Annotated in this window: 9 protein-coding genes and 3 pseudogenes; 6 read left to right on the top strand and 6 right to left on the bottom strand. The window is 32.9% G+C overall.

The genetic code is table 11. The features are described from left to right. Positions 1-477: 477 nt before the first annotated feature. The gene (locus tag AC1DIT_RS18985; protein ID WP_016113537.1) at positions 478-2199 is read right to left on the bottom strand and encodes a helix-turn-helix domain-containing protein; all 1722 of its coding nucleotides are present in this window, start codon (positions 2197-2199) and stop codon (positions 478-480) included. Between the two features lie 1255 nt (positions 2200-3454). On the opposite strand from AC1DIT_RS18985, the gene AC1DIT_RS18980 reads away from it, so the two are divergent. After that, the gene (locus AC1DIT_RS18980; RefSeq protein WP_016113535.1) at positions 3455-5155 is read left to right on the top strand and encodes a hypothetical protein; all 1701 of its coding nucleotides are present in this window, start codon (positions 3455-3457) and stop codon (positions 5153-5155) included. A gap of 1062 nt (positions 5156-6217) precedes the next feature. Here the strand turns inward: AC1DIT_RS18980 and AC1DIT_RS18975 are convergent. Beyond that, the gene (locus AC1DIT_RS18975) at positions 6218-13813 is read right to left on the bottom strand and encodes a non-ribosomal peptide synthetase (RefSeq protein ID WP_476998347.1); all 7596 of its coding nucleotides are present in this window, start codon (positions 13811-13813) and stop codon (positions 6218-6220) included. 245 nt (positions 13814-14058) lie between these two features. On the opposite strand from AC1DIT_RS18975, the gene AC1DIT_RS18970 reads away from it, so the two are divergent. The 4 genes from AC1DIT_RS18970 to AC1DIT_RS18955 all read left to right on the top strand — a co-directional run bounded on the left by AC1DIT_RS18970 (position 14059) and on the right by AC1DIT_RS18955 (position 16377). Next, entirely contained in the window at positions 14059-14355 is a 297-nt protein-coding gene (locus tag AC1DIT_RS18970) for a phage protein (RefSeq protein WP_033671300.1), read from the top strand. A gap of 1 nt (position 14356) precedes the next feature. After that, positions 14357-14542 carry a hypothetical protein gene (locus AC1DIT_RS18965; RefSeq protein ID WP_016113532.1) on the top strand — a complete coding sequence of 62 codons (186 nt, stop codon included), beginning with the start codon at positions 14357-14359 and terminating at the stop codon, positions 14540-14542. A 100-nt stretch (positions 14543-14642) separates the two neighbouring features. After that, positions 14643-15824 carry an FtsK/SpoIIIE domain-containing protein gene (locus tag AC1DIT_RS18960; RefSeq protein ID WP_016113531.1) on the top strand — a complete coding sequence of 394 codons (1182 nt, stop codon included), beginning with the start codon at positions 14643-14645 and terminating at the stop codon, positions 15822-15824. Further along, a complete protein-coding gene (locus AC1DIT_RS18955) occupies positions 15763-16377 on the top strand; it encodes a replication-relaxation family protein (RefSeq protein ID WP_016113530.1) in 615 nt (204 codons plus the stop codon). Before AC1DIT_RS18960 ends, AC1DIT_RS18955 begins: the two co-directional genes overlap by 62 nt. Here AC1DIT_RS18955 and AC1DIT_RS18950 read toward each other — a convergent pair whose 3' ends face one another. Next, entirely contained in the window at positions 16378-16602 is a 225-nt protein-coding gene (locus AC1DIT_RS18950; protein WP_016113529.1) for a helix-turn-helix domain-containing protein, read from the bottom strand. It abuts the gene before it with no gap. A 460-nt stretch (positions 16603-17062) separates the two neighbouring features. Between AC1DIT_RS18950 and AC1DIT_RS18945 the strand changes: the two are divergent. Beyond that, positions 17063-17272 (top strand): annotated as a pseudogene (locus AC1DIT_RS18945) (Y-family DNA polymerase); the annotation flags it as partial. A 378-nt stretch (positions 17273-17650) separates the two neighbouring features. Here the strand turns inward: AC1DIT_RS18945 and AC1DIT_RS18940 are convergent. The 3 genes and pseudogenes from AC1DIT_RS18940 to AC1DIT_RS18930 all read right to left on the bottom strand — a co-directional run. After that, a pseudogene (locus tag AC1DIT_RS18940) lies at positions 17651-18037 on the bottom strand (IS4 family transposase); the annotation flags it as partial. Positions 18038-18180: 143 nt separating this feature from the next. Next, the gene (ltrA, locus tag AC1DIT_RS18935) at positions 18181-19488 is read right to left on the bottom strand and encodes a group II intron reverse transcriptase/maturase (protein ID WP_016133002.1); all 1308 of its coding nucleotides are present in this window, start codon (positions 19486-19488) and stop codon (positions 18181-18183) included. Positions 19489-20001: 513 nt separating this feature from the next. Then, positions 20002-20351 (bottom strand): annotated as a pseudogene (locus AC1DIT_RS18930) (IS4 family transposase); the annotation flags it as partial.

Here is a 20351-nt window from a genome sequence, read left to right as displayed (position 1 = left end):
CTATTTCTCCACCCAAAAATGTGTAGCTTTGAAATTAGGTTTGATTAAAGACCATTAGTCCTCTTCCATCCTTAAAAAATAACAAAAAATTATTTTATTTCATCTAACTTGTCCATTTTTCTAAGTAACCTAGTTTTTGTTTTATCTCTAGAAATAAAAAAGGCCTAATCCTTGTCGATTATAGAAATATCCCTATTTCTATAATTAGATATTTCCCTATATCCCTTCTTATGCTATCAGAAATGGAGGTATAGGGGGAGCCTTTGAAAAATTACTGGAGTAATATAAATTGCTGATTCTATTGTATGTACCACATTTCACTAATATAAGCTTCTTTATAATATAGAAATATCCCTATTTCCAAAAAGGGATATTTCTATATTTCCGTAGTATATTTCAAAATCGGCAAATTCAATAACTACATTAAAAAGAGTCCTATTTCTAGGACTCTTTTTAATACTAATTTTTAGCTTTAATTTACATTTTATCGATGATCATTTGTCTTTTATACCATCGGTTTAATTTGTCTCTCGCAGTTCCAGAGAGACGCTTTGTTTTTTTATTATAGAATCTTGAAAGAGTGGGTTGTGATATGCCTATCTCTGCTGAGAGCTCTCGCATAGTTATGTTCTTTCTCCGATGCATAAATTCTATTCTATCCCGAATTAACTGTTCATTTCTATTCATATCTAAGGGCTTTTCTTCAGTTTTTACTGACTGATTCTCCCTATGAATTACATCAATAGTCTGCCTCGCTAAGCTTTCCGTTGAATGAATTACATCAGTAGCCTTCTTCTTTGCTAAGTTTTCCATTGAATGAATTAATTCTTTAGGTGGTAATATTACTATTCCTAACTGCGAATAATATTTTTTAAACCAATTCTTCTTCGTCAATTGATCCTCATCTAATCCCTTATCATATCCCCAATGAGAAATTACACCTTCTTTTTCTAAATCACTTAAAACATTTTCTAATTGCTCACGAATACGGTTAGGCTTTTGCTTTTGGTTTATACCCATTACTGCTAATAACCCTTTATCTCCCCCTATAGAATAGGGCCTTTTTAAGTTAGAAAACATTTGACGAATTCTCCACTGCCATGTCAAATAACGAATTAACCTTTTATGATATTTGTGTCTATAGCTATTATATTCAAGGGCCTTTTTTGATAATAGTGCCGTAGTGCTATTAGATCCATATAGGTAACTGGATAAGAAACTGCCCGGTTTAATTCGGCACGATTCTATACCCATGTATTCATTGGTATTTTTATCTCTCCAAAGCACTACAGAATCTAATACAAATAACCTTTTAATTACTTCACGCTTTACTTCATAATGTTTCCCGGTTTCAGCGCGATCATTTAGTACGACTACTTCATTCTCATCATTTAAGTATATAAAAATACTTGCTAGGGCCGCTATACGTTTAGCTACCTTAATCTTATCTTCCACTCTATAATATTCAACACCATTTGCTTTTGCTTTTGAAATACTGCACATTTCTAAAACTTGTTCATATGAAAAATCAATAAATTCATCAGGTGTGTTTGCTTCATTTAGCCATTGAATGGTGATGGTATCTAGTACGTCTGCTGTTAAATCATCCATATTACTCATTACACCATCTACTAATGTATTCCATCTTGCGGCTTCTTCAATATTCGTTAACCTTAGGTCTTCATCTTTATGAGATGAAAGCTGTGCTACTCCATTACTATCTTTCGTTTCAATGGGATATGATTTTAATTTTGTATTTTCATCTTCCTCAAATTGATTCTTTGCTATCCCATCTCTTAACTTATAATAAACGGCGGAATTATTTACTTCTAAATAATTTTCATGCGCTATATTCGCATCAGGTTCAATCACTTGTGTATGTGTCTTAGTATTAACTGTTTCATCATTACGAAACTCTTGGGCTATAAAGACATCAATTGTCTCATGAATTGTTACTTTGTGAGTATCTATATTTTTAAATATATCTAAAGCTGAAATACCTTTTCCTTGTTGCTGCTTCACCCACTGTACAAGCATTGAAAATGATGGAGAAAGGTATTCTGAAGTTACAATTTTACTATTATCTGCTTCAACGTCTACATAGTAAGAATTCCATTTACGCCACAATGGCTCGTTCTGTTTATAAATTGGTTCTGTTATTGATAATGCATCTCTAAACAATTGTAGAACGTCTTCCATATATATTTTTCTCCTTACACAAATTTAATAAGTGTTATTTAAACGTGAAAATACTTAGCTATATGATGTTCCTTTCTAAATAACAAGAAAGATAATTAGAATATTTTATTTGAAATTTTCTACATTACACCTTTACGGGATCCTAGTATTTATACCTATAATCATCTCTTTTAATGATTATACAAGACCAAATTAATTTGTAAAATCCAAATACGAGTTAATTCAAGGGCTTACATAGTATCCTAACTTTTTTCATTGATCCCTCTTCTATTAGTCTTATTTTTCATAACATGAAAATCTGTAGCTATATCATTACCCATTCAGCTGCAAAAAAATTTTAAAAAAGAGGGCTAAAGTTTGATATAAAAGATTTTCTTTTGTAATTACAATTTGGAACATGAAAATTTATAGCCATATGATGTCTCTTTGGAATGATGTAAAAGTTCTATTAATCCTTTTATATCATACACCCACTACCTTTTGTTCGTATTTTTAACTATTTATATAATATGAAAATCTGTAGCGGTATGATGTCCTTCTTTCATACAAAGATGAAAAGGTCTTAGTTATATGATGTCCCTTTTAAAATTTAAAATTTCGAGATTGAATCCTTTAATATCAACGCTTAAAGACTATTCTATGAATAATTCCATATCTAAAAACATGAAAACTCATAGCTATATGATGTCCCTTTTGAATGACGTGAATGTTCTGTAAACCCTTTGACATCATACATTCACTGCCTTTTGTTCGTATTTTCGGCTATTTATATAATATGAAAACCTGTAGCGGTATGATGTCCCTTTTTTTATAAAAAGATGAAAAGGATTTAGCTATATGATGTCCCTTTTAAAAATTGAAATTTCGGGTTTAAATCCTTTAATATCAATGTTTAAAGGCTATCGTATGAGTAATTTCATATCTAAAAATATGAAAACTTATAGCTATATGATGTCCCTTTCATTTTTTTAAAAAAACCTCATAAACGTTKTTATATTAATGTTTATGAGGTTATTTCTAATGATTTTTTGATTTTCTACAAAGATGAAAATCTGTAGCGGTATGATGTCCATAAAAAAAAATCGATAAATCTTCAAATCCCTTGATACATAAGGGATTAACGTGCATTTCATCTTTTCATTTTCTCTCTTAAAGGGGCACATTTCATCAAATTTCAATTTGATATAATCATAATTGGTATATTTTATATTGTTTTGGCATATATTTCTGGATTTATGTGTAGGAGGTGAAAAAGATGGGACAATCATTTATTATTCGTAATCAACGTAGTCTAAATGGACAAGATACAAATGCAGTTCTAGTAACATTAAAATCTTGGCAGAAACTTGTTGAAGCTTTTGAAGAGAAATACTACAGCTATAAAGATACATACCTTGAGGATATTCTCGATCATATGACATATGAAGAACGCATTGCTGATGTAGACGGCTTTGTGGCCCAGGCGAAACCATCTTTTTCACGTCGTACACTATCTGCTATTTCAGAAACAATGGGACGAAAACATAAATTATATGGCATTACAAATGCAGATTTAGAAGTCTTCTTATATCTACACAAGAAATGTTACACGAATGGGATTATTCCAAATGTAACAGTACATATGATGTGGGAAGATTACAAGCAGTATAAAGAGGAATTTGCTTATATACAGCATTCTCAATTCTATATTGCATTAAAGAAATTAAGTTTACATAACATTATTACACTAGAAAATGAATTAGATGGCCGCTATACCATTAAGCTAACTCATTTTATGAACGAAGAAACTGAAAAGGTAAATTCCTATGTGTATATTAGCCCAGTCGTATTTACAAAAGCTTTCTTTGCGCTTTCAGTTGCGGCTAAGAAACTATTCTTGGACATTGCTATGCAACAACACAGTGAAACGACTCTTAAACGTTCCTTAGACAAGCAGGATGAAAGAGGAAATACAACTCATTTTGGCGGAATGTACCGCTTTTTACATAAGAAATACCCACATCAAATCCGTGCGGTTATGACAGAATTAACAACTGCATTACCATGTACAGGGACTCCCCTATTCAAAATTTGCAAGTTACAAAAAGGGGTTAAAAATACAAAAAGATATACGACATTATATCTATCCTTACATACAGATTTCTTATGTACAAAAGAAGCTGGAGAAGTACAGTATCGCGATCCATTCACCCCTAAGGTTACGTATGCTCGGAAAGCTCGTTTTATTGAATCTGTGCTACAAGAACTGAATATAGGTGAGTTTGCACAAGACATGAATAAATTTATTCATGTACTTAAGTATACTTGTCATCGACAAATTCGAAGTGTCATTCGCAGCTTACGTGACATGATAGATCGTAATGAAGAATATCCAAATAAGTTAGTGTATACACTGAAAAAACTATTGAATCAAACATCACAATATCAAATTCTTGATACAGCAGCAAAAGAAGGTATTTACCCCCTTATTACACAACATGTTCCAAAAGAACAAAAGGAGCAAGCTGTATTTGATTTCGGATTACATTTCTCTATGTATTCTCTTCGAAACATCAAAAAGTTGTTCCGTAATACATATGAGTTACTAAAATCCAAATTTGCTGTACCTGTTACAGAGGAATCGTATCACCGTAACTATCTAAAGTATCAAGAAGAAACATTATTTAGAAAGTACGCCTATGAACAAGGTGCAAATCTAAATGCTTATATGGCCTTAGAAATAGAAATACGTGAACTTCTAAAAACAAGAGGATATAAAGATCGCTTTATTCCAAGTGATGTTCGCGAATTGTTCATTGAAAAGATAGATCGACTACCTAAAGAAAAGCTTCGCGTTATTGAAGTACCGGATGAGTTCAATTTGATTACATTTATGCGTGTATTTGAACAATTAGTACGCACTGGTATTCATGTAACAACAGCCGAACAAGTACTTGAGGTAATAGAAATAAATTAATGATACTTCGCTCTCTATTTTGAAAAAATTATAAATAGAGGGCTATTCGTATTGGTTCCATTTTAAAAAAGCCCTCTACTGATTTTTCCACATAGATACCTTTACTAGATTCTATTCATAATAGAGTCTTTTTTTATACATTCCTATACAAAGCTGTAATACAATTAACCAATTTTCCACATCTATATTTAAATAAACACATTATTCTTATCTAAAATACATATAAATACCTACAAAAAATCATAAGAAAAACAATAAATTTCGTGGATAAGTAGATAAATAGAACCTAATGTGAATAATATTATGTAATTATTATTGAAATAAAGGGATTTTGGCACTTCACCTATCAAAAATCATCAATATTTACGTGAGTCATGTGACAAATTCTAATTGTGTTGATTAGTTAGCCTATATTGTGAATGTTTTGTGAGTAAGTATTGTAAAATTGTGGACATACAGTGGATGAATTCGAAATTTAGCACTTGAATAAATATATTTAACACTGCATCAATTTGTTTCATTTTTTATGTAGAAATACGTGATCTTGTTTATGATTATTTGTAGGTTTTATAGCTTACTAATGCCTATTTTTCCGTCGTTAAATTCTAGCATTTATGATTTTTTACGCTATAGCATGTTCAAATCCCTTGTTACAGTAGGAATAAAATCATATTTACTAGCCCTATATAAGTTTTATCTTTATATTTTTAATATATATAAGATATATATTTATATAAGATTTTTAAATAAATCTACATATTTTATTACCTACTTATAACAAAATCTATTGAGTCTATATTTACCATACAAAAAAATCTATTTTGAAAAGGATTGATTAAAACTGATTTTAGTTAGTATACAATTTTACATATTCTATATATAAAATACCTTATTGGCGCTTAGATTATGCCCCTCAAAAAGGTGCTCATATTGATGTTGAGGATTATAGAAATGAAAAAAAAGGAAAGCAATAAAAAAGGCCAGATTGATTTACGGAATCAGCCTGGCCAAGATTTAGAGATTATTTGTATCTGTTTTGAAATTTTCGAACCAGAACCTAATTTACAGCATTATAGGTTCTTTAATTGGCGGTAAAAATCCTATTTCTATAGCGTATTTCAATAATAAGTTTATATATTCTTGATTTGGTTTTAAGCAATATATATTTATACTGTTTAGAAACCTTTGAGTATATTCACAAGAAGGGATAGACACGGATCCCTCCTCTACAGATTCTAATAAAGGCATTATCAATTCTAATGCTTGTTGGTTTTGAGAAGTTAAATTATTATTAAAGAACTTATCTATATACTCTTGTTCATCCACCAACAATATATCGTATCCAAAATACTTTAGATTAGTAATGAATTGATCCCAGTTAAGTTGTACTGGATTACAAATATGCATAGTCCGACCTATTGTGTTTGTTCTATAAGATAATTCTGTAATAGCCATGCTGCAATAGTCTATAGGAGTTAGGTCAATATAAGTATGAACTTTTGGAGCCATTCTTGATAAAAATATACCTTTTAGTAATCGATAAAAAGCATTTTCATTTATATTATATTGAAATTTTCCTGTAATAGAATGCCCTACTAAATTTCCAACACGATAAATGGTGCCGTCTATTCCCTCTTTAATTGCTTCCCTAACCATTTTTTCAGCTTGAAACTTACTTTCGAGATATACATTATCTAGGATCTGTCCTCTATCGAAATCTGATTCAAAAAATATGAAGTTATTTGGATCATTTTCAGCATGGCCTACCACACTTAAAGTAGATACATAATGAAAACGTGCATCTGCTTTCTTGGCTAAATGTAATAAATATTTTGTAGATTGAACATTTACTTTTTGAAAATGTTCACGTTCTCCATAATGTCTTACATCTCCACCACAATGAATTATAGAGTCTAGGTCCCCTTTTAACTGATTAATAATTTGTGAAGTGAGACCGAGGTTTATCAAAGATAGATCTCCTTCTAAAAACTTAATTCTTCCCTTCATTTTTGAAAGGATTTCGGTTCCAAAGTAAAATTCCATTCTTTCTTCTAATTTTTTATGAATTTCTTGATTTTCACTTTTACGTACTAAACAATATATGAGAGTTGAAGGCAGTTTTAATAACCGTTCTAGAATATGAGCACCTAAGTATCCAGTTGCTCCTGTAAGAAGTACTGTTTTGGGATATTCTACTACGTCTTTAAAAGATTCGTGTGGTTCAGTTTTATTATAGGTCTGGATGTCAGCTATATCGTTTTTCATCCTTAAATCATTAGACGTTGTATCTTCTTTTATTTGTAAGTTATTCATATCTTCAATATGATGAGCTAGTTTCTTTATGGTTCTATACTTGAAAAAATCTTGAATCTTAAGATTCGGGTATAACGGTTTTAATTTTACTAAGACCGGCATGATTTTTAAAGAATGCCCACCTAAATTGAAAAAATCATCCTTAATGCTGATTTCTTCAATGCTTAAAACCTCAGACCAAACTTTTGCAATGTTTTTTTGTACTGTGGTTTCAGGCAGAATTATAGGTTCATTTGCATTGTTATTATCAACTTCTATTTCTAACAATTTACTAGAGTCAACCTTTCCATTCGGAGTTACTGGTATCTCTAATAAATGAATATAATCTTTAGGCAACATATACTCAGGTAATACACCGGATAAATATGAAGTTAAATGCTGATTTTTTATTTGTTCATTGTCTAATGTTTTGTAATAAGCTCGTAATAACATCCCATCTTTTGTTGGAATGACAACAGCTTGTGTTATTTCTGGAAATTGTAAAAGTGAATCTTCTATTTCTCCTAATTCAATTCGATGGCCTCTTATTTTAACCTGTTTATCTCGTCTGCCCATAAATTCTATATTACCATCTTTTAACCATTTTGCTAAATCGCCTGTTCGATACAATCTCTTATTTCTATCGAATGAAAATGGGTTTGATATGAATGCATGTTTTGTTTTACTCTCGTGATTCCAATATCCTTTTGCTAGACCAATACTATCAATATACAACTCTCCTACAACACCGATTGGACAAGGCTGCATGTGAGAATTTAATATATGAACCTTTGTATTAGAAATAGGCATTCCAATTGGAACAGTCTTAGAACTGTCACGCATACCTGTTTGTATTGGATAATACATTGCTGTAACAGTAGATTCTGTAGGACCATATTCATTTACAACTTGTACTTGATCTTGTAAAGTCTCCTGCCAGCTTCTAATAGCACTTGCTGATGCGGCTTCCCCTCCCATTATAATAAATTTTAATGATTTTATCTTTTCACTCTCTGTTTGATTCAGTGATATAGATAACTCGTTAAAAAACACTGTTGGTACATCTGATATAGTTGCTTGAATCTCTTGAATAGCCTTAGTATATGCAGCGGTTGAATACCGTTGTTCGTCATTTAACAGGTGTAATTGTGCACCATTTAATAAAGTGGAGAAAATTTCTGATACTGACGAATCAAAACTATGTGAATAGAATTGAGTCACTTTATCTAGGTGTGATACATGAAATACCTCTTTTCTCCATTGAGCTAAGTTTAGAACGCCTTTATGAGTTAATAATGTACCTTTCGGTTTCCCTGTTGATCCGGAAGTATAGATAACATAGGCTAAATCATCTGGTTCAGTCAAAACTTTAATATCGTGATTTACATTAGTTTGCTGGATATCTTCAACTGTAGAAATTTTGTCAGCATCTAAATTTAGATGTTTTTTATATTCATGCTTTGTGATAACTCTACAAGCCTCACTATCTTGTACTATATATTCAATTCGTTCTTTAGGGTATTTCACATCAATTGGAATGTAAGCTCCACCAGCTTTTAATACTCCGATCATTGTAATAATCCTATCTATACTTCTATCTAAAAATAATGCTACTTTATCTCCTTTCTTTATACCGTTTTCTAAGAGATGTTGAGCTACTTGATTCGAACGGTTATTTAATTGCTCATAAGTCAGAGAATAAACATTAGTTGATAAAGCGATTTGATTTGGATATAGGCTTACCTGCTTATAAAATTGTTCCTGGATGCTTTTAAAATATGGATATGGTTTCTCTGTATTGTTTACTTTTGAAAATAATGCTTCTTCCTTCTCTGATAAAAACACGAGTTTTTCATATGGTGCTGTTCGTTGGTTGATAAATCCTTGAAGTATATTTGAAAAGTTTTGTGTAAACCTTACAATAGATTCTTTTTTGAATAAATCAATCTTATATTCAAACGCTACTTCAATATAATCTATACCTTCTTCAACCGACACAGAAAGATCAAATTTACTAATAGTTTGATTAAAGGGTAATAATTGAAGACTATATTCGCCATCACTCTGTAACATGTCTTGTTGGTAACTAAACATTGTAGAGAAAATCGGATTATTGCTAATGCCTCTATCTGGGTTTATTGCCTCAATTACTTTATCAAATGGATAAGATTGATTCTGAAAAGCATTTAAACAGTTCTCTTTAACCACTTGTAATAACTGTTGTAAATTTTTTGCATCATGTAATTGTGTTCTTATTGCTAAAGTATTTACAAAAAATCCTTGTATATGTTCAAATGCCTCGTGATTTCTCCCCGCAATCGGCGTACCAACAATGATATCTTTTTGATCAGTTAAGTAGTGTAATAATTGGATGTAGGCTGCAAAAAATAACATGTACATGGAAACACTCTCTTGTTCACATACTACTCTTAAAGATTTGTGAATCTCATTGTCTAATTTTATTCGAAATACATCCCCGCTATTGCCCTGTTGATTAGTATGATTAAAATCAATAGGAAGACTTAATATCGGCAAAGGGGTCTTTAATTCAGAAATCCAATACTCCTTCTCTTTGTTCCATTTCCCTGTATCTAACTGATTTTGTTGCCAATTAACGTAGTCAATATAGCGATTAGACATAATAGATAACTCTGGAGTATTTCCTTTATCTAAAGCATGATAAACCCTCATTAATTCATCTAATAAGTACTTTAAGCTCCATTCATCTGTAATAATATGATGGAAATTTATATATAAATATGAACTTTCCCTATTGGTATTAAACAATTGAACACGAAATAGAGGTCCTTGTTCCAAATCAAATGGTGTATGGTCATTTGACTGTATTTTTCTATTTACATATACTTGTTGTTCTTCTTTAGCAATATGAGTGATATCCTCATAGTAAAAATCAATAGGCATTGACTTTAAAATTGTTTGTTGTGGTTCCCCGGCTTTTTCAACAAAAGTTGTCCGTAACATTTCATGGCGTTTAACAAGAAACTCAAAACTAGTTTGTAACAAATCCTTTTGTAAACTTGGCTTTATATATATTTGTACTGGTACATCATACACTCTGCCTATAGGGTTTAATTTGTTTAAAAACCACAATCGTTTCTGTGCATTAGAAAGATTATAATGCTGTTGCTCTTTTATCTTTGCAATTTTTTCATGATAAGTAGTATTGTTTTGGGTACTACTTAGTTTATCAATATAAGCCGACAAACTAGAAACCGTTCGATACTTAAAAATATCTTTAACTTCTAATTTTAAATAAAAGTTTTTTTGAATTTGATTTAATACTTGCACAGCAATTAACGAGTGTCCACCAAGTCTAAAAAAGTCATCCTCTTTACTAATTATTTCTTTTTCTATATTTAAAATATTTGACCAAATGCCAACTAAAACTTTTTCAGTATGACTTGTAGGAGGCATGTATTGATGAACTGTTTTTTCTAGTAAAGATGGTATTTCTGCTTCTAATTTCTTCTTATCAATTTTTCCGCTTGGTGATAATGGAAATAGTTCAAGGTGAAACAGATAACTAGGTACCATGAAATCGGGTAATTTTGTATTTAAAAATTCTTTTAGCTCATCCTCTTTGATAGCTACATTCCCCTGTGACAAATAAAAACAAACAATTTTATCATTTTCATATACACTTGCTACTGTATCTTTTATTTTTGGATGCTTTAATAGTACTTCCTCAATTTCATCAAGCTCAATTCTATATCCGCGCAATTTTACCTGATTATCTTTTCTTCCCCAAAATTCTAGATTTCCATTTGGTAAAAGACGTACCAAATCACCCGAACGATAAAGTCTCTTATTAGGATTATTTAATGTTGATCCAGAAAGAAAAGCCGTTCTCGTTTTTTCTTCTTGATTTATATATCCTTTTGCAACCCCCTCTCCCCCGATGTATAGTTCTCCAATCACATTTTGAGGACATAACGTGCCAAAGGGGCTTACTACAAATACCTCACTGTTATGAATTGGCTTACCAATAGGGATACTAGACAGTTCATCTAATATTTCTTGTTTAATTTCATAAATGGTTGTACATACAGTTGCTTCTGTAGGTCCATATGCATTGATAATCGGAATGTCTAATCCCATTTTTTTTTGCCATTTACGCACTGCTTCAGTAGGTAAAGTTTCTCCACCTACAAAAATACATTTTAAAGAACTCAGTTTATCTAACAGTCTCTGTGGCATACTTACTAACAACTTGAAGAATACAGTTGGTAATACGCAATAATTTATATGAATTGTTTTAATTACATTTATAAAATCTTCAGCAGAACGTTTTTCAATTTCAGAAATTATATGTATTTTCCCGCCAAATAAAAGAACTGGAAAGATTTCTATTATTGATGCATCGAAAATCATAGATGCAAATTGTAAGAATACGTCATTTTTTGTTAATGAAAAACTACTTTTTAATGAGTAGGATAAATTAATTACATTTTTGTGTGGTACTGCTACCCCCTTTGGTAAGCCTGTTGAACCAGAAGTATAAATAATATAAGCGATATCTTCGCTAGTATGCTGTTGCTCAATATATCCCTTAAAATTACAATAGGTAAATTCATCTATATTAATTGTATGGATATTATTATCTTCAATAAGTTCTTTATATTTTTTTCTTGTAATGACAATGCGACTATTACTATCTTTTAGTATGTAATGTATTCTAGATTCAGGAAAATTCGGATCGATCGGAACATAAACTCCACCTGATTTTAATACACCTATAATTGAAACAATTGTATTAATGTCTCTTTCCATCATAATGCCTACACGTTGTCCTTTTTTTAACTTATTTTGGCATAGATAGCTTGCAATCTGATTGGAACGTTGTTGTAATTCATTATAAGTAATTTGTTTATCCCCCATTGATATGGCAACTTTATCAGGTGACTCAATTGCTTGAATGTCAATGAGTTGGTCTAATGTTTTATATTCAGGATATTTTTGAATTTTTGAATTTATATTCTTATACAAACTATGATCCTTATCTAAAAGTAAATCTAATGAATAAATAGGTTCATCCGCATGTAGAATTAATTTTTGAAGTAAATTTTCAAATCTTTCAATTAAATCACTAATAGTTTCAGGTCTATATAAACTCGAATTATAGTCTATTTCAATTTTATATTCGTCATTTGTTGTATCCCTAATAATCCTCCATACCATATCAAAGATACTCACTCTTTTATTGTCTGTCAGCACCTTTGCATCAATACCTGGTAAATGTATTTCTGGCAGCTTTACCATATTAAATGYAGTTGAATATGTGAAATTTGAATTTCCAATTAATTTTAAGTTTTGGGCTAAATGCTCAAATGGATAATTTTGGTGTTTTATAGCTTCATTAACAAGATTGTTAATCTTGTTAAGTAATTTTTGAAAGGTGTCTTCTTTTGAAATTGATACTATTATCGGTAAAGTATTAATAAAGTATCCAAAAGTATCCGCTTCTTGTGATCGTGGTCTCGTGTTAATTGGCATACCAACAACCATATCTTGTGAATTTGTCATTTGGTGGAGTAAACTAAAATAAGCACTTAGCATTACTCGATACATACTTACTTTATTTTTTTTAGCGAAATCCTTTATTTTAATAAATACATTTGTATCTATAATTTTACTGATACAATCTCCAGAATGTTTCCTTTCATCGTGTCCATTTCTATTAAAATCAGAGGGGAATTCTGTGTAAGGTAATTCACGATCAAGAGCTTTTTTCCAATAAGAACATGCCTCATTATAAGAAGCACCATAAATCTGGTTGATTTCATATTGGACAAGTTCTTTATAAGATGCCTCTTGATTAATAATTTTTTGGTTAGAAATTAATTTTGAATAATTATCAGATAGTTGTCGAATCAATATACCCAGACTCCAGCCATCAAATATTATATGGTGGAAAATCATATGAAAAATATATTCATTCGAATTCAATTTAACTAACTGTACTCTAAATAATGGGGCATTTTCTAAATTGAAATTTTTATATAAAGGTTCTTCTAGATGTTTTTTTAAAACTAATTTTTTTTCTTCATCTTGGAATTCTGTTAAATCATACACTGGAATGTCGAATTCTATATTTTGTTGAATAAATTGTTTTGGCTTTGAATCTTTTTTTATAAATACTGTCCGTAAAGCTGAATGGGATTGTATAACCTTTATGAATGATTGTTTTAAAAAGTCTATATTAATATTACCTTTTAAGTGAATCATAATAGGCTCATTATAAGCACCTTCCGTTAATTTCATTTGATTCGCTAACCATAATGAACCTTGACCTACAGTCAAATCAATTTCATCAACCTTTTCACAATTTTCTCCTGTGTTCTTCATACAAAACACTCCTTTAATTGTTATATATAAAGTTAAAAATTGAATATCCCTAACAGCTAAAATATACATATATGGTAAATTTTTGTAAATGTATTTCTTTCGACTAAATTCTACATTTTTTGTTTAAATGCCTCATAAATTAGTTATGTTATTATTCACTAATTTATTTTTGTACAAATTCGAAAAAGTGAATCGCCATCATATGTATTAAATGCATCTAGAATTTTATATGGATGGTGAGACATATGAGTCAATATCAGATGTTGTATAGTACACCTTATCTTTATTCATCAAAAACGCTAAGGAAAATGTACAAAGATACTAATAAAGAGGAAAATCTTTGTGCCATACGTGACCACATGTTAAGGCATGAAGTGTATCTGGATCGACAATATCGGGCGTACTATTATCTAAGTCAACACATTGAAGAGGATCTGTACGGAGATGAACATGCTTTGTCCTGGAATGAATTATTAGATGACTACCAACTCTACAAGGATTGTAAAGGGAATTTGTCCATTAAACCGAAAGGGTGGGATTAACATGACAATCATCGGAGAATTAGGGGTTGTTTATGGTGTTACAGGTGTCTCAGTTTTAGGGATTAAATTTTTGAAAAAGAAAGGATTTCATCTGCCAGATTGGGTGCTACGTGCTGGTCTGAAATGTTTGGTTATTGGGAGTGTTTGGTACCTGCTAATGGATATGCTAGATGTATTTCTACGTTAGTATCACATATGGTAGTTGAAAAATAGGATAACAGTGCACCTATAAGATGTATTTCTTCCCTTCCATACAAGCTCAACTACCTTAAGGAGGTATGGAGGAAATGTTATCACTTTTATTAATTCCAGCAACCTTTTTAACTGTTGCTTATCTTTATAGGGGTAAAGAGATGAGTGATAAGAAAAAAATTACTGCGTTTTTTGAAATTGCAAAGATCTGTGTTCAGCATAAAGGGGAATTACAATACCCCATTTTTATAAAAGAAATAGAAGATAACATAAGTATGAATTATGTTTACAAGTTACCTTTAGGTGTACCTAGTCAACTTATTAAAAAGTTAGCTGAAGTATTAGAAGAAGGACTATATAAGCCTGTTAAAATATCGTTTCAGCAAAGAGAGCTTCATATTCGAGTATTTAAGCAAAAAATACCTAAGAAGTGGAATTGGTCTAAGGATCTGTTAAAAGAGCAAACATGGAGCGTTATGATAGGGAAATCGTTAGATAAACATGTATATCATGATTTCGAGAAAACCCCTCATATGTGCGTGTCGGGTATGACTCGTTTTGGAAAAACAGTGTTTCTAAAAAATGTGATGACGAGTTTAATTTTACAACAACCTCAACATGTGAGTTTTTTTATTATCGATTTGAAGGAAGGCTTAGAATTTAGTCCTTATAAGGATCTATCTCAAGTATTAGAAGTAGCTGAAAACCCACAACAGGCGTTAGAAATGTTGGCTAAAGTACGTGAAAAAATGCTAAGACAAATTGAGATAATGAAGAATTCTTATTTTACCAATATCATAGACACATCAATTAGAGAACGCTGTTTCATCATAGTAGATGAAGGAGCAAATCTTTGTCCGACACAAGGGCTTCCGAAAAAACAACGGGATTTATTATATATGTGTCAGGAGATGTTATCCGAAATTGCACGAGTTGGAGGAGGCTTAGGATTCCGACTCATATTTTGCACTCAATATCCCACTTCGGATACATTACCAAGGCAAATTAAACAAAATGCTGATGCGAAATTAGGCTTTCGATTACCAACAGCGATTGCTTCACAGGTTGCTTTGGATGAACCAGGGCTTGAGGATTTACCTTCCCTTCCAGGAAGAGCATTATTTAAAACTGATCGTACAGAAGAAATCCAAGTACCCTATTTGGAGGATAAAGATATGTGGAATTTACTAAAGCAATATAGGGTGGTGAAACAAAATGAGGCATCAATCACTCAAACAGAAAGCGAGACAAATCGAGATTTTATCCACTTTGAGTAAGTTAGATTTTGCAACAAGAAGACAATTACAAGCGATTCATTGTTTAGGAAGTATTCGAAATGCAAATCGTGTATTAAAGGATATGCACCCGTATTGTCACATTACAAAAATAGCTCGTGAGCATGTTTATTACCTCAATAAAAAAGGGCGTAGTTTATTGGGTGTTACAAGAGAAGTGAAAAAAAGTATCCAATTACAGCACATATTAATGAGAAATGAAGCCTGGATGTGGCTAGGATTTCCGGAGTGGAAAACAGAACAAACGATAGAATTTTCAACTGGTGGTCAGCGATATCAAATTATTCCCGATGCAACTTATTTTGATGATAAAGTCCCTCATTTCGTTGAAATAGATCGGATGCAACACATGAAAGCAAATGAACATAAAATACAGTTATATGGCCATATAACAGATATCTATAAAAGACAGAATGCTATTGTTCCAGTAATTATCTTTTTCACACTATCAGACTATCGGCAATCTAAATTAGAGCAATATGCTGTAAAACAAAATGTGTTTTTAAGAACTTTTATAATGCATGATTTATTTTAGTCACATCCAAAAATCATCATGGTGGATTTCTTTATGAGTCATTCTTTTCAATGCTTTAATAATCTTTTGTCCATTTTTAAAAGAGGGATAAAAAGTATTTGCTCGACACAATTTACTAATTGTTCCTTCACTTACACCGGATTTTTGGGCTAAATCTACTTGTTTGATATTATGATTGTCTAAAAACTTACCTAAGTTAGATCTAGGTTTCTTAAACCAAGACATGTGTTTCACCTCGATTGTTAGATTTTATTAAGAGCATGTCCAATTCTTTAGTTTTCTAAACTTTAGATAAGTGAATAATTTTGTTGGATACAGCATATAGTTTAAGAGAGAATAAGATAAAAAAATATGTAATAATTTTGAGGAATCTAGCATTCATAGTAATAGCTACAAGTTGCTTATACACTAGCCTAATGGCAACTTGTTGCAACAGATATTCCTATAAAATGAAAAGCTCAAATCTGTTGGTACATAAGGGTTTGAGCCTTTCTTAATTTATAGAGAAATGAAAACGAGTTTAATAAGTTAAGAGATACTAAATTGTTCCGTAGTCGAATTTTGAAGAACTATATATAATTTCACGTACCAAATTAGTATTAAAAATTATTTACAAAAGGATTGTATAATACAAAACAATGGGTTTATAATAAGAACAAACGTTCTGTTTTTGGAGGGTAAAATGATGTTCGATTACTCAAAATGTATGAATCGAATGATATTCTGTATCGACCTTTGTTCATTTTTTGCCAGTTGTGCATGTGTGATGCGAGGATTAGATCCATTAAAAGTGAAATTAGCTGTTGTTGGAGACGTAAATCGAAATGGATCTATTGTGTTGGCTGCCACTCCTGAACTGAAAAAATTAGGGATTTCTACAGCAACCAGATTTTATATTGATGTCCTTTTTTGAGTTAAATTAGAATTAATAATTCTATCAATGGTTATCTTAATTCTTCTAGAAAGCGAAAAATTATTTAGAGCGAAATTAATTAAAAATCGCGGATAGTGAAATGACAAACAATCCTTGATGATACTACCAAAAAATAAAAAAGTTATTTAACAGTAAGTCAAAGTATTTAAAAATAAAATCAGTAAAGTATGATGACAAAAAAGATGTTTTCTTCTTATTAGGGGTCCCGCCCCATCGCTATCAAGCTAAGCTCATGTAACGTCAATGATAAGCAAGATTGTTTCTTTTTTCGAAAGTCTATATGTAGATGCTTTAAAGATTTGCATACGAAATAAACCCTAACGGGTTTCCTTTTTTAAATTAAGCCGCTTGATTATCAGACATGGTACAATTGTATACGACACCTAATATATCAAAGACTGTTTTCTTCTCATATCGATGAGATTTTCGCCCATTTTGCTGTAGGAGGTTGAACAGGCGAAGTAGAACCTTTGATAGCTCTTGGGTGTCTTTCTGTATAGCTTGGAAAAGAAGAAGAAAATAATCTTTAATCATATATATGGCCTTATACTCACTCAGTTCTCGTTTCTTTTTCATAAGAAGTAATTGCCGCATTTGAAACATGATAGAAGAACAGAGTAGAATGGCAATCAATTGTCCATACAAATGGCACTCCCATCTTTCTGGTTTTATCTTTTTACACTGATGAATTTGAAAGAATGACTTCCACGTTTTAAATAAAATTTGTCGGGTAAAGAACTGGCGCAGTATCGGTTATGACCCGTTTCCAGCTCCTCCCCATAAGAACTGCTCGTGAGGTTTTCCCTCAAGCAGCTCACCCCATAAACTTCATCAAAAGGGTTATGAGACCTATCAAATGGCAGACACTTTCATCGGTATCCCTCTGCACTTTTGAGGGAATGGACTTTCCAGTCCCAGTAGAGCCTCAGTACACCATAGAGATATTCATTACTCCATCTCTGCCATCCGATGCTACGCTTTCGTCGCCGTTTCCTTCTCGTCAGCAATGTGCGGATTTTCATCTCCGTATAGTCACGCACTTCACTAAATGCTCCGCTGGAGTTTCCAACCCGAAAGTAGTTCACCCATCCTGTTAGTACGGCATTGATTTGTTTTACTAAGTCTTGTGCTGGTTTGGCTCCTGCGTTTTGAATGAGTTCGCGAATTCTTGCTTTCACTGCCGTACGGGCTTTCTTCCTTGGGGTCATGCATATGAAGTGTCGGGTCTTATTTCGGTTCAGTATTCGCCTGAAATCAAATCCCAGAAAGGCAAAAGACTCTCCCTGTAAGACATCGACCATCCGAGTTTTCTCAAGATTCAGTTCAACTCCCAAAGGCTCCAGTTGTTCCTGCAGTCGTCGCAGTGCCAGTTCAGCCCACCCCCGTTTACTGGAGTGCCCACTTACGGTGATAACCATGTCATCGGCAAATCGGTGATAGTTCACCGCCTCATAGTTGCCTTCCGTCGTTTTACGCCGAATGGCATCAAATGTCCAATCTACCTCATTCAAGTAGATGTTTGCCGCTAGTGGAGAGAACGGTCCCCCTTGCGGGACTCCAATCTTTCCCGCGGCCTTCACCACCTGTTTTACTAGGCGCATAACTTGATGGTCTTGGACACGCTTTGAGATTTTCCTCAGTAAGATGTTATGTCGGATTGTATCAAAGTAACGTGACAAATCAACATCGATGACTGTGGTCATACGACGCAGCACACTGCGTCGCACTTCTGCCAGCGCTTGATGTGGGGAGCGTTTTGGTCGGAATCCGTAGGGATTTGGGCAGAAATCAGCCTCAAAGATGGCTTCCAATATGAGTTTTAGTGCTCCTTGGACCACACGGTCCCGTATACAAGGGATTTGCAGTGTCCGCATTTTTCCGTTTGCTTTTGGGATTTCTACTTTACGATTAGCTTGTGGTTGATATGTTCCAGCCTGTAGTTCTGCTTGGATGTTCTTTAAAAACGGCATAACTCCCTCTAGCTCTATATCAGCGAAACTTTGACCGTCGATACCTGGGGCACCGCCGTTTTTCCTCGCATGCTGATATGCTTCGTGGAGGGTTGTTAGTTTGGTAATGTGGGAAAATAGTCCCCAAAACCGATGCGTAGGTTCAGACTTCGCCTTTTGATAGATTCGTCGCCTTAGTTCCTGCAAAGTAATAGGTGTTTTTGTCATGGCACCCTTGCCTCCTTTGGTCGTACGAAATGTTTACAGGTTCGGACCCTTTCCTCCCCGCGCGTTTTGCTGCACGCAGATCTCTGGTACTACGATCCGTTCCGCCACCCTGACACCTACCGTTCTCACTTCCCGATCGCGGTTATAGAGACGGTCTCCTCGATGAGGTTTCTTCATCGGGTGTCCAGGGCTTCTCCAGTTTCTACATTATCTTTCTCTCCATGTCGCCGCTGATACCCCGCCGGTGAGAACTGCCGTTCCAGACTCGTTTCGGTCAGTTCTTGCTGCTTTCGCACGTTATCGACCGTCTCAGCCACCGGAATTGCGTGTAACGAGGCTACGTCTACGTTCACTGTACGTTACAACCTGGAGATTTGCCCACATGCCTTTTGCATGTGATGTCAGAAGGCTTCGCCATGTCGCTTTCACTTCATGGCGCCTCTCAGGCTACGGGAGTGGAGTCTATTCTCCCGATTGGACTTTCACCAACTAGATAATGTGTCCTTATCTGGACACGCCGATTTGCCAACGTAAAGAATACCAATCATGTACTTGTCCCATCGGGACAATATCTGTAGAGGTATTTGTCATATATACATTGATACCGCTAAGTCGTTTACTACGAGCAGAATACTTCATTCCTTTCTTTTTTTCTCTTACAGTTTGATCTTGTAATCGTTTTTGTTGTTGTTCTTTTGTTAGTCGATGAACAATCACACGAGTTGGGACTTTATCAGTCATTCCTACATAAGCGTTGGATATTTCACATGTTTGTCCTGGTTGAAGAGAGTTCATTAAAACCTCCATATCTATCTGGATATACTCTGTACCTTTCTTGATTCTGCCATCTTGAAAATAATCAG

The sequence above is a fragment of the Bacillus sp. 05T22 genome, assembly GCF_056396765.1.
This window is presented reverse-complemented; position numbering and strand designations above follow the sequence as displayed.

What these genes read in the sequence shown, in the direction of transcription:
- AC1DIT_RS18965 (WP_016113532.1), top strand. Translation starts at nt 14,357, where the DNA reads ATGACAATCATCGGAGAATTAGGGGTTGTTTATGGTGTTACAGGTGTC.
- ltrA (WP_016133002.1), bottom strand. Translation starts at nt 19,488, where the DNA reads ATGACAAAAACACCTATTACTTTGCAGGAACTAAGGCGACGAATCTAT.
- AC1DIT_RS18980 (WP_016113535.1), top strand. Translation starts at nt 3,455, where the DNA reads ATGGGACAATCATTTATTATTCGTAATCAACGTAGTCTAAATGGACAA.
- AC1DIT_RS18970 (WP_033671300.1), top strand. Translation starts at nt 14,059, where the DNA reads ATGAGTCAATATCAGATGTTGTATAGTACACCTTATCTTTATTCATCA.
- AC1DIT_RS18955 (WP_016113530.1), top strand. Translation starts at nt 15,763, where the DNA reads ATGAGGCATCAATCACTCAAACAGAAAGCGAGACAAATCGAGATTTTA.
- AC1DIT_RS18985 (WP_016113537.1), bottom strand. Translation starts at nt 2,199, where the DNA reads ATGGAAGACGTTCTACAATTGTTTAGAGATGCATTATCAATAACAGAA.
- AC1DIT_RS18960 (WP_016113531.1), top strand. Translation starts at nt 14,643, where the DNA reads ATGTTATCACTTTTATTAATTCCAGCAACCTTTTTAACTGTTGCTTAT.
- AC1DIT_RS18950 (WP_016113529.1), bottom strand. Translation starts at nt 16,602, where the DNA reads ATGTCTTGGTTTAAGAAACCTAGATCTAACTTAGGTAAGTTTTTAGAC.